The following is a 10896-nucleotide window of genomic DNA, read 5'->3' as shown; positions in this document are numbered from 1 at the left end:
GCCGGTATGCGCCGCACCCCGGCCGAGGCGGGCCTCGCGCCCGGGCAGCCGCCGGAACCGGACCTGAGGCCGGGGGCCGATCCGGTCGACGACGGCCCGTGGGCTGCTCCCTCCACCCCGGGGCCCGCGGCACCCGGGCAGCGACCCGACAGCGCACCCCCTGCCCCCGACACCGCCCCCGCGGCCTTCAGCCCGGCCGCGGTGGACGCCGATGTGCCCGCGGCGGTCGGCCGCGTGCTCGCCGACATCCTGCGCCGCCACACCGCCCAGGCCGCCGCCCTCGACGGCGTCTTCGCCCGTGACGTCGCCGAACGGGTCGCCCGCTTCACCCTGGACGGCGGCAAACGCATGCGCTCCCGGCTGCTGTGGTGGAGCCTGCGGGCCTGCGGAGGAGGAACGGACGCGGCCGGGACGGACCGTGCCCTGCACGTCGCCGCCGCCCTGGAACTCGTCCAGACCTGCGCGCTGGTCCACGACGACGTCATGGACCACTCCCCGCTGCGCCGCGGCCGCCCCGCCCTGCACACCGACTTCGCCGCCCAGTACGCCGCCTCGGTCCCGCCGGGGGCGGGCGGCTCCTTCGGCGTCTCCGCGGCGGTCCTGGCCGGAGACCTCGCCCTGGCCTGGGCCGACGACACCCTCGCCGACGCCGGCCTGGAACCCGGGACCGCCCACCGGGTGCACGGCATCTGGAGGGCGATGCGCACGGAGATGGTCGCGGGCCAGTACCTCGACCTGCAGGGCCAGGCCACCGCCTGCCGGTCGGCGGCCCGGGCGGTGCGCATCGCCTGGCTGAAGAGCGCCCTGTACTCGGTGGAGCGGCCCCTCGCCCTCGGCGCCGCCCTGGCCGGAGCCGAAGCCGCCGCCACCCGGGCGCTGCGCTCGGCCGGGCGGTGCGCCGGGATCGCCTTCCAGCTGCGCGACGACCTCGAGGACGTGTTCGGAGACCCGAGGCGCACCGGGAAGCCGTCGGGCGACGACGTCCGGGAGGGCAAGCCCACCTATCTCACGGCCGTCGCCCGGGCCAACGCCGCCGCGCGCGGCGACCGGGCCTCGCTGGCCGTGCTGGACCGGGCCGTCGGAGTCCGCGACCTGTCGGCCGCCGAGCTGGCCGAGGTACGGCGGGTGCTGGTGTCCACCGGGGCCCGCGCCGCGGTCGAGGACCGGATCGGACGGCTGGTGGCCCGCAGCCTCCGCCATCTGGCGGAAGCCGCCCCGGAGAGCGGCGCCCTCCACCGCCTGCGCGAGCTGGTGTGCACCATGGCCGGCGCCGACCACGTTGCCCGTACCGCACCCGCGCCCGGAGCAGCACCAGCACCCGCGCCCGGAGCGGCACCCGCACCCGGAGCAGCGCCCCCGTACGGCCCAGGGATGTCCCGGACGCCGTCGCGCCGGGCCGCCGGAGCCGGGAGGGGAAGCCGATGAGGGCGCTCCCCGGTCCCACCGGCCATGTCGTGGTGGTCGGCGCCGGACTCGCCGGGCTGTCCGCGACCCTGCACCTGCTCAGCGCCGGACGGCGGGTCACCGTGGTCGAGCGCGGCGCACTCCCCGGCGGCCGCGCCGGGCGCCTGGAACGCGGCGGCTACCGCATCGACACCGGCCCGACCGTGCTGACCATGCCCGACCTCGTCGAGGAGGCCTTCGCCGCCGTCGGCCACAACCTGCGCGACCACCTGGAACTCCTCCCGCTGCACCCCGCCTACCGGGCGCGGTTCGCCGACGGCAGCGAACTGGACGTGCACACCGGGGCCGACGCGATGGAGGCCGAGGTCGAGCGCTTCGCCGGAGCGCGCGAAGCGGTCGGCTACCGCCGGCTGCGCCGCTGGCTCACCCGGCTGCACGCCGTCCAGATGCGCCGCTTCATCGACGCCAACTTCGACTCGCCGCTGCAACTCCTCCACCCCGACCTCGCCCGGCTGGCCGCGCTCGGCGGCTTCGGCCGCCTGGAGGCGCGGATCGGCCGCCACCTCAAGGACGAGCGCCTGCGCCGGGTCTTCTCCTTCCAGGCGCTGTACGCGGGGGTGCCGCCCAGCCGCGCCCTGGCCGCGTACGCCGTCATCGCCTACATGGACACCGTCGCCGGTGTGTACTTCCCCCGCGGCGGTATGCACGCCCTGCCGCAGGCCATGGCCGACGCGGCCGCCGCAGCCGGCGCGGACCTGCGGTACGGCCAGGACGTCATCCGCCTGGAGCGCTCCGGGCCCAGGGTCACCGCGGTGGTCACCGACCAGCACCGCATCACCTGTGACGCGGTCGTGCTCACCCCCGAACTGCCCACCGCCTATCGCCTGCTGGGACGCCGGCCCCGCCGTCCCGCCCGGCTGCGCCACTCGCCCTCGGCCGTGGTCCTGCACGCGGGCACCGACCGCACCTGGCCCCGGCTGGCCCACCACACCCTGTCCTTCGGTGCCGCCTGGAAGAGCACCTTCCGCGAACTGACCCGCACCGGAGAGCTGATGACCGACCCCTCGCTGCTCATCACCAGGCCCACCGCCACCGACCCGCACCTCGCCCCGCCCGGCCGCCATCTGCACTACATCCTGGCGCCCTGCCCCAACACCGACCTCGGCCCGGGCGTCCGTGAGTGGGCGGACCTGGCCCCCCGCTACCGCGACAGTCTGCTGGCCGAACTGGAACGCCGCGGACTGGACGGACTCGCCTCGGCCATCGAGGAGGAGTGCCTGGTGACCCCCGCCGACTGGCACGCCCAGGGGCACTCCGCGGGCACCCCCTTCTCGGTGGCCCACACCTTCGCGCAGACCGGTCCCTTCCGCCCGCGCAACCTGGTGGCAGGAACCGAGAACGCCGTCCTCGCCGGCTGCGGCACCACACCGGGCGTCGGCGTGCCGACGGTCCTGCTGTCCGGGAAGCTCGCGGCCGCCCGCATCACCGGCCTCCGGACGCCCGGCGGCGGGCCGCGCAGCCGAGGTACGGCCCCGGCGGGCGGCCGCCGGTGACCGCACGTGAACTGGACGCCGCGGGCATCACCGACCCCGTACTGCGCGACGCCTACACCCACTGCCGCCGGCTCAACGCCCGGCACGGCAGGACCTACTTCCTCGCCACCCGCCTCCTGCCGCCGTCCCGGCGGCCGGCCGTGCACGCCCTGTACGGCTTCGCGCGCTGGGCCGACGACATCGTGGACGACCTCGGCAGCGACGCCTGCCCCGCCGAGCGCCGGGCCGCCCTCACCCGGCTCCAGGGGCAGCTGGAACGCGGACTGCGGCACGGGCGGAGCAGCGAACCGGTGGTCAGGGCGCTCGCCCACACCACCGCCGCGTACCGCATCGACCACCGGCACTTCAGCGACTTCATGGCCTCCATGCGCAGCGACCTGGAGGTGACCGAGTACCGCACCTACGCCGAACTGCGCGCCTACATGCACGGCTCGGCAGCGGCCATCGGACTGCAGATGCTGCCGGTCCTCGGCACCGTCGTCCCCCGCGAGGAGGCCGCTCCGCACGCCGCCGCCCTCGGCGTGGCCTTCCAGCTCACCAACTTCCTGCGGGACGTGGGCGAGGACCTCGAACGGGGCCGCGTCTACCTCCCCGCCGACCTGCTGCGCGCCCACGGCGCCGACCGCGCGCTGCTGGAGTGGAGCAGAACCACCGGCCGCCGCGACCGGCGCATCACCGCCGTGCTCAGCTCCGCCGCGGACCTCACCCGCGACGTCTACCGCCAGGCGGCACCGGGTCTGGCCATGCTCGACCCCGTCTCCCGGCCCTGCATCCGCACCGCGGCCGTGCTCTACGGCGCCATCCTGGACGCCGTCGCCGCGGACGGGTACGCCGCCCTCCACCGCCGCGCCGTCGTCTCCCGCCGCCGGCGCGCGGCGGTGGCGCTGGACGGGCTGCTCCGGGTGGGCGCAGCCCGGCTGCGGGCCGACCGGACCCCACGGCCGCCGCGCAGCCCGGCTGCGGCGCGGCCCGCGAAGCGGCCGGCCGGCGCCCCGCCGAGCCCCGCGGCGGCGAGCACATGACCACAGGCCCGCTCCCCGCCCGCGGACGCTACCCGCTGCGGCTGCGCCGCCGTGCGGTCCCCTGGGAGCGCCAGCACCCCACCTGGCGCGAGGCCAGACCCGGCCTGATCGACGCCGCGCTGCGAAGGGCCCTTGCCCGGCCGTCGGGCAACTGGTTCGTCGTCGGAGCCGTGCGGGACATCACCCCCGGCCGCCCGCTGGCCCGCACGATCGCCGGACGGGAGGTCGTCGTCTGGCGGAACGCCGCCGGGCGCCTGGTCGCCGGGCCCGGGTCCTGCCCCCACCTGGGCGCGCCCCTGGGCCGCAGCCCGGTCCGCTGCGGCAGGCTCGTCTGCCACTGGCACGGGCTGGCCCTGGACGGCACCGCGCGCGCCGGGTGGGAGCCCTTCCCCGCCCATGACGACGGCATCCTGGCCTGGGCACGCCTGGACGACGCCGGTGGCGAGCAGCCGCTGGAGCAGCCGGTGATCGCCGCCCGGCCGCCGCTGGAGCGCACGGTCACGGCCGTCTACACCGGCATCGGCACCTGCGAGCCCGAGGATGTGGTCGCCAACCGTCTCGACCCCTGGCACGGCGCCTGGTTCCACCCGTACTCCTTCGTCGACCTGACCGTCCTTGAGGCATCCGCCGGGAGCGACGGTGACGACGGCATCGTCGTGGACGTCTCCTTCAAGGTCGCCGGGCGCGCGGTCGTGCCGGTGCGCGCGGTCTTCACCGCCCCCGAACCCCGCACGGTGGTGATGCGCATCGCCGAAGGAGAGGGGCGGGGATCCGTGGTCGAGACCCATGCCACGCCCCTCGGCGCCGACCACCGCGGCCGCCCGCGCACCGCGGTCGTGGAGGCGATCGCGGCCACCTCCGACCGCCGGGGCTTCGCCGCCGTCCGCGCGGTCTCGCCGCTGCTCCGCCCCGCTGTGCGGGCGGCCGCCGCGCGCCTGTGGCGCGACGACCTGGCGTACGCCGAACGCCGGTGGCAACTGCGCAGCACCGGCCGCTTCCCTGGCTGACCCCCGCAGCCGGCGTGCCGCATCCGGGGGAGCGCCGGGCACTGCGGTGGACGGGTGCTCCGCGCTACCCGCCCACCAGCCCGGCGAGGGCGCGCAGAGCGGCCGAGCGGCCCCGGGCGGGGACGGTCCACAGCGTCTGGCCGCGCACGCCCCAGCCTTCCAGGAGGGCGTTGGCGGCCAGGAAGCCCGTGGTCGCGGCGCGTTCCATCAGGGCCACCGGCAGGTCGCAGCGCACCAGGTCGCCCGCCACCACCAGCGCGGGGTGCGGAGTGCGCACGGTGGGCCGGTCGGTGAAGCCGCCCACGGGGAACAGGGGGCAGTCCGCGCGCCACTCGTGCCGCACGTCCAGCACCCGCGCGGCGCGGGTCTCGGGACAGACCAGGTGCAGCTGCCGCAGCAGGTCCTGCTGGGCGGCGCCGCGGTCGGCGCCGTCGGGAAGGGCGTACGCATGCAGTTCCACCACCGAACCGCCGGTGCGGGCCGACCAGCGGGCGGCCTCCCCCTCCCAGCGCTCCAGCACGCTGACGTTGTCCAGGGTGCCGTAGCCGCTGGTGCCCGCGAACCCCGGGCGGCCCGGTGCGACGGGGCGGTCCAGCCACAGGCGGGAGACCAGGAACGGCGGGGCGGTGCGCAGCCGGGCGACACGGGCGCGCCACGCAGCGTCGCCCAGGCGCGGCGACCGGGCGGTGAGTGTGCGCAGCCCGTCGGTGTCCAGGGCGAGGACCAGCGCGTCATGGCGCTGCGTGGCGCCGTCGGCGGAGACCTCGAAGCCGCCGTGCGGCAGCGGCTCCGCCCTCTCCACCGCGGTGCCCGTATGCAGAACGGCCCGGTGGCCGTCCAGATAGCGGGCGAGTGGGTCCCACAGGGCCCGCGGGAAGGGCTCGTCGGGTACGTCGAAGAGCAGGCCCTCGCTGGAGCCGAGGAAGTAGATGTGGAACATCAGCGCCAGCTCCGCCGCGGACAGCTCCCGGGGGTCGGCGAAGAAGCTGCGGGAGAACACCTCGAACGCCAGATGGCGGGCGGCCCCGGGAAAGCGGATCGCGTCCAGGAAGTCGTGGGCGCTCACCGCGTCCAGCCGCTCGTACACGCCGGGGGTGCGCACGTCCAGCAGCGGGAGCGCCGCGACCGGGTCCATCCCCAGCAGGCCCCGTGGGGTGAAGGTGGGGCTGAGCGCGGCGAACGCCATGGCGTTCCACGGCGGCGTCCGCGGGACGCGCCGGAAGCCGTCGTGCAGCCCGCCGCTGTGCCGCAGCGGGTAGTCGGGCAGTCCGGTGAGCATGCGCAGGCCGGGGTCCGCGCGGCGCAACAGCCCACGCAGGTTGTAGTACTGGCGGAAGAAGGCGTGGAAGCCGCGGCTCATGGTGACGGCGGACCCGTCCGCCAGCACGGTGGACCACCCGGCGAGCCGCCCGCCGAGCTGGGGCTCGCGTTCGTAGAGGGTGACCCGCGCGCCGCGTTCCGCGAGCGCGGTCGCGGCTGCGAGGCCCGCGACACCGCCGCCGACGACGGCGACCGCGGGCGGCTCCCCGTCGAACCGGGGGCGGCCCGGCCGGGGGAGGAGGACCCGGGCGCGCCGGTCCCGGCCGCGCCGGGGTGCGCTCCCCGCCCTGCGGTTCATGCCCGCTCCTCCTCGCCCGCCGGCGTGCCGGAGTGCGGGGGCACCCGGCCGACGACAGTGTGGGTGATGCCCGTCTGCCATCCCGGCAGGGGCAGCACCCGTACACCGGTGAAGCCCGCACGCTGCATCCGGTCCCGGAACTGCGGGGCGGTGTCGAAGTCGACGACGCTGCGCCACAGATGGCGGTACAGCCGGCCGTCGCCGACGGCGATCCCGGCGGGCAGCACGATCCCCCTGCAGACCGCGGTCCAGACCCAGCGGTGCACCGGCCGGCCGCTCAGCAGGTACTCGTGGACCGCAAGCCTTCCGCCAGGGGTCAGCAGGTTGCGTACCGTGCCGAGCACTGCCCCCGGGTCGGCGAGGTTGCGGAACAGGTACGCCGCCAGGACCGCGTCGAACGGCCCGTGCACGCCCGCGTCGGAGAGCCGCTCCGCCGGGGCGTGGACGAACGCCACCCTGGGCGACCACCGTTTGGCGGTCGCCCTGGCCAGCATGCCCGCGGAGGCGTCCACCGCCGTGATCTCCGCAGCGGGCAGGACGTGGAGCAGCGCCGCCGTCGACGCGCCGGTACCGCACCCCAGGTCCAGGACGCGCAGGCCGGCGCCACCGCCCGGCAGGCCGAGTCGCCGGGCCGAACGCCGCAGGTGGGCGTGGTATCCGGGGTTGGCCGCCACCAGCCGGTCATAGCTGAGGGAGGCGTGGTCGAAGGCGGCTGACAGGGCGTCATCGCGCAGCAGGGTCATCATGGACCTCCGGTCTCGGGCCGCCGGGGGGTGCCGCCGCCGGGACCGGGCGGACGGTCGGCTGCCGGCGCGGCAGCCAGGGCAGCTCGGCGGCGGTGCGCAGCATCGGCAGGACAGGGGTGCGGAGGCCGATGGCGAGGTCCTCGTGCAGCCGGGTGCGGCCGTCCAGGAAACGCAGCAGCCGCTCGGTGGGCACCTGGTGGAACAGGCGGGAGAAGAACAGCGCCCCGTCCACCCGCCTGCTGTCCAGGGCCCGCAGCAGCACCGCGTCCATGGCCCGGGACCGGGCGGAGTGGGCGGGCGGAGGCACCGGCGGCCGTCCCCGGCGGAGTGCGTCGGCGACGGCACGGGTCTGGCGCTGCACGGCGGCGAAGGTGTAGCCGGTCGACGGGCGGGTGGCACCGCCCGCGGCCCCGATCCGGAACACCGAGCGCCCGGCACGCCGGCCGAAGACCGCGTCGGTCATCGGGATCACGCCCGTCTCCGCCGCGGTGACCTGCAACGGCCCGAGAGCGAGGATCTCCTGCGTGTAGTGCAGCAGGGCGGCCTCGTAGGCGTCCGCGGTCAGAGCGGCGGGTGAGAACTCCGTGTACTCCACCAGTGCCTCGCAGGGACCGGTGGGCAGCACATAGCCGAACGACAGGCCCCGTGCCGGCTGCGGGGTGCGGAAGTCCATCAGGTCCGCCACCTGCGGGTCGAAGGCGGGCCGCGAGGTGCGGACGAACCAGCCGCGGAAGTGCTGCAGCAGCGTGGTGCGGGCGGGAGGCAGGCTGCCCGGGGGGCGGGAGTCGAAGACCCAGCGGGCGCGTACCGCCAGGGGGGCGCCGTCGGGCATGGTGCCCCGGACCTCGGCGCCGCCCGGCACGTCCCGTACCCCCTGGACGGTGGCCTCGACGCGCCGTACGAGGGGGCGCAGGGCCAGTTCCGCGGTGAGCAGCTCGTCGAAGACGTCCGAGCGGATCATCTTGTAGCGCAGCGGTGCGGGCCGGCCCACCACCGCGCGGCCCTCGGGTCCGTGCACCCTCAGCGCGGGCCAGGAGGCGGTCACGGCGCGGTCGTACTCGCCGTGCTCGTCCTCCCAGAAGCACCAGGTCCGCCGTGGCGGCCGCAGCGGGCCGGGCGGCGCCTCGATCAGCACCACCGAGCACTCCCGCCCGGTCGCCGCGGAGCGGGAGAGCCGGCGGGTCAGGGAGAGCCCCGCCGCGCCCGCCCCGACGACGGCGACATCGGCCTGGAGCACTGCGGGTCCTCCGTCCGCCCGGTCCCGCGCCGCATGCGCGGACCTCCACCATCACCCACGCACCCTTCGCGCCGGCGCAGGTGACACGCCGCCGCCGCGGTCACGGCCCGGTACGGCGTACAACGGGCAGGCTCCCGCCCAGGGGCGGAGGTGACCGCCGGCCGCCGTGCGATCCGTCAGCCGCACCGCCGGGGAGGTCGCCGCCGCGGCGCGGCCCGGGACCTGACGGTGTGCTGCCAGGCCGGACAGCCGCGACGGGGGCTGCTGCGGCGTCGGTCGGCGCGGGATGTCCGGGCAGGCCGGCGACGGTGGCCGGTTCCTCGTCGCTGCACGCGTCGAGTTCCGGGTTCCGGGTTCCGGACGGCGGTCTCGCAGCGGGTCACCTCCACGGCCAGGCCGGGGAGGCCGGTGCGGCGGTGGCCTTCGAGCAGGGCGGCTCACCCTTCGGGAGGCGCCCGGGCTACGCGGTGCTGTAGCCGAGGGCGGTGCGGGCCTCGTGCCAGACGGTGGCGTGGCCCCGGCGCTCCGTGGCCCGGGGTGGCCGGGCCGTCGCCCGGTCCGGTGAGCGGGCCGTATCGCGGGCTTGGCCGATCGGGTGATCTTCATGTCGGATTATCGGCCGTGGCGGCGCGGTTGGTCGGGCCGCGGAACACCGGATGCAAGCCTGGTGGCCGCTGATCCGCGCCGGCGGCACCGTACGCCCGCGAGGTCCGCGGCACGAACAGAGCGCGCGCCCCGGGGAGAGACCGATGTCCGACCGAACCGTCCACGCCCAGGGGTTCGGCCGGACCAGGTGGCGTCGGGTGGCCCTGGTGACGGTGCCCACACTGGCCGTCTCCGGCTGCCTGTTCGGGGCCATGGCCGAGGGTGCGCTCGCGGCGTCGTTCGGCGTCTCGGCGGACTCCTTCACCGTCTCGGGCGCCAGCTTCCAGATCTCCGCACGCCTGCTCGAGGGCCGGGGACTGGAGCAGTTCGGCACCCTCGCCCGCGGGAAGCACGAGGTGTATCCCGAGGCGCTCACCGGTATCCGCACCGCGGACATCTACGGGCTCTGCCAGTCGGTGGTGCAGGACGTTCCGATCCTGGGTCCGGTCACCCTGCGACTGACCGCCGGGCGCGGCGCCGAGCCGGTGCACGCCGACCGCCTGGTGGCCGACCTCCACCGGCTGCGCGGCGACACCCTGTTCCGGAACATCAACTTCGGCCAGGACGCCTCGACCCTGACGGAGTTTCCCGGGCTCGAGGGTCCGCCGGGTGCCTTCGGCGAGCAGGCGTCCGCCGTGACCATCAGGCACCTGCGCCAGGACACCCGCGCCCTCAGCGCGGCGACCATGCGGATGCCGGGGCTCGACCTCCAGGTGCTGCGTGGGGACCGCTCCTGTTACTGAGCCGGCCCTCACCACCACGTCCGGCAGAGTCGACCCTCCTCGGGGAGCCGTCAGATGAGCGATGTGCACACAGGCGCAGCAATCGGCCGGAGGCCGCCGCTCCGGTGCTGGTGGCGGAGCCGGCCCGGCTGGGCCGGGGTGTGGACCCTGGCGGCCGGAGTGGAGATCTTCTCCGTCCCCTGGGCGCCGCTCTCCCTGATGATCCATGAGGGGGTCGCCGGGGTCTCCGGGATCCTGGTGGGCGTCTTCCTCGTGGTCCTCGGACTCACCCACTGGCTCGCCCCCGGCCACCGGGTCTTCGCCGGGATCGCCTCGCTGGTCCTCGCCGTCGCCTCCCTGGTCCTGTCCAACCTCGGCGGGTTCCTGCTGGGTTTCCTCCTCGCGGTGCTGGGCGGCGCGATGGCGGTCGGCTGGACACCGGACAGCCGCCCGACGACCCGCGCGAGCGGTACCGACGGGCCGGGACCGCCTCCCGGCGGCGGAGGGCCGGGCGGGACACCCGACATCCCGGACGGCCCGGCTGAGCCGGGAGGCGCGAAGGGCGACCCGGCGGCCGGGGCCGGGGACCCGGACACCACCGCGACCGGGCCGAGCACGGTCCGCAAGGCGTCACGGAGATCCGTCACCCGGCCGTCGCGGCCGCAGGGCGGCCCGCCCGCGCCCGCCGTACGGCCCGAACGAGGACGGGGCGTACGTGCCAACCGCCTGCTGGCCATCGGAGTGCTGCCGGCCGGCGCGCTGATCGCCACCGGACTGCCCTCCCTGCCCGCCGCCGCCCGGGTACCGGCCGGCTGGACCGGGTCCCCGGGCGGCGGCACGGAGCAGTACGCGACCCCGGACCCCCGGCTGTGTCCGCTGCTCGACGGTCTGATCGGCGCCCGCAGGGCCGGGGGAGCAGCGGCTGCGCCGCAGCGCGGCGCC

9 protein-coding genes are annotated in these 10896 nt (G+C 76.5%); 6 read left to right on the top strand and 3 right to left on the bottom strand.

Translation table 11 applies throughout. The features are described from left to right. The first annotated feature begins 6 nt into the window (after nucleotides 1–6). From AOK09_RS32655 to AOK09_RS32640, 4 genes are read left to right on the top strand one after another with little or no spacing between them, the layout of a single operon-like run. Nucleotides 7–1425: a polyprenyl synthetase family protein gene (locus AOK09_RS32655; protein WP_063796139.1), complete on the top strand. Its 1419-nt coding sequence runs from the start codon at nucleotides 7–9 to the stop codon at nucleotides 1423–1425. After that, nucleotides 1422–2957 carry a phytoene desaturase family protein gene (gene crtI, locus AOK09_RS32650; protein ID WP_055590837.1) on the top strand — a complete coding sequence of 512 codons (1536 nt, stop codon included), beginning with the start codon at nucleotides 1422–1424 and terminating at the stop codon, nucleotides 2955–2957. Before AOK09_RS32655 ends, crtI begins: the two co-directional genes overlap by 4 nt. Further along, the gene (locus AOK09_RS32645; RefSeq protein WP_055590836.1) at nucleotides 2954–3979 is read left to right on the top strand and encodes a phytoene/squalene synthase family protein; all 1026 of its coding nucleotides are present in this window, start codon (nucleotides 2954–2956) and stop codon (nucleotides 3977–3979) included. Before crtI ends, AOK09_RS32645 begins: the two co-directional genes overlap by 4 nt. Beyond that, nucleotides 3976–4986: a DUF5914 domain-containing protein gene (locus tag AOK09_RS32640; protein WP_055590835.1), complete on the top strand. Its 1011-nt coding sequence runs from the start codon at nucleotides 3976–3978 to the stop codon at nucleotides 4984–4986. Before AOK09_RS32645 ends, AOK09_RS32640 begins: the two co-directional genes overlap by 4 nt. A 64-nt stretch (nucleotides 4987–5050) precedes the next feature. On the opposite strand, the gene AOK09_RS32635 is transcribed toward AOK09_RS32640, so the two are convergent. From AOK09_RS32635 to AOK09_RS32625, 3 genes are read right to left on the bottom strand one after another with little or no spacing between them, the layout of a single operon-like run. After that, on the bottom strand, nucleotides 5051–6604 hold the full coding sequence (locus AOK09_RS32635; RefSeq protein WP_055590834.1) for an FAD-dependent oxidoreductase: 1554 nt from the start codon (nucleotides 6602–6604) through the stop codon (nucleotides 5051–5053). Further along, on the bottom strand, nucleotides 6601–7347 hold the full coding sequence (locus tag AOK09_RS32630; RefSeq protein ID WP_055590833.1) for a methyltransferase: 747 nt from the start codon (nucleotides 7345–7347) through the stop codon (nucleotides 6601–6603). The genes AOK09_RS32635 and AOK09_RS32630 overlap by 4 nt, the downstream gene beginning before the upstream one ends. Continuing rightward, nucleotides 7328–8587 carry a lycopene cyclase family protein gene (locus AOK09_RS32625; RefSeq protein ID WP_055590832.1) on the bottom strand — a complete coding sequence of 420 codons (1260 nt, stop codon included), beginning with the start codon at nucleotides 8585–8587 and terminating at the stop codon, nucleotides 7328–7330. The genes AOK09_RS32630 and AOK09_RS32625 overlap by 20 nt, the downstream gene beginning before the upstream one ends. Before the next feature lie 749 nt (nucleotides 8588–9336). Between AOK09_RS32625 and AOK09_RS32620 the strand changes: the two genes are divergently transcribed. Together AOK09_RS32620 and AOK09_RS32615 are read left to right on the top strand one after the other, a co-directional pair. Next, the gene (locus AOK09_RS32620) at nucleotides 9337–9975 is read left to right on the top strand and encodes a DUF6230 family protein (protein WP_055590831.1); all 639 of its coding nucleotides are present in this window, start codon (nucleotides 9337–9339) and stop codon (nucleotides 9973–9975) included. Between the two features lie 54 nt (nucleotides 9976–10029). Then, the coding region (locus AOK09_RS32615) for a DUF6114 domain-containing protein (RefSeq protein WP_157876126.1) at nucleotides 10030–10896 on the top strand (867 nt) is incomplete at its 3' end.

The organism is Peterkaempfera griseoplana (assembly GCF_001418575.1).
Lineage (GTDB): Bacteria > Actinomycetota > Actinomycetes > Streptomycetales > Streptomycetaceae > Peterkaempfera > Peterkaempfera griseoplana.
Note: the sequence above shows the minus strand (reverse complement) of the source record. Positions and strands in the feature narration are given on the sequence as shown.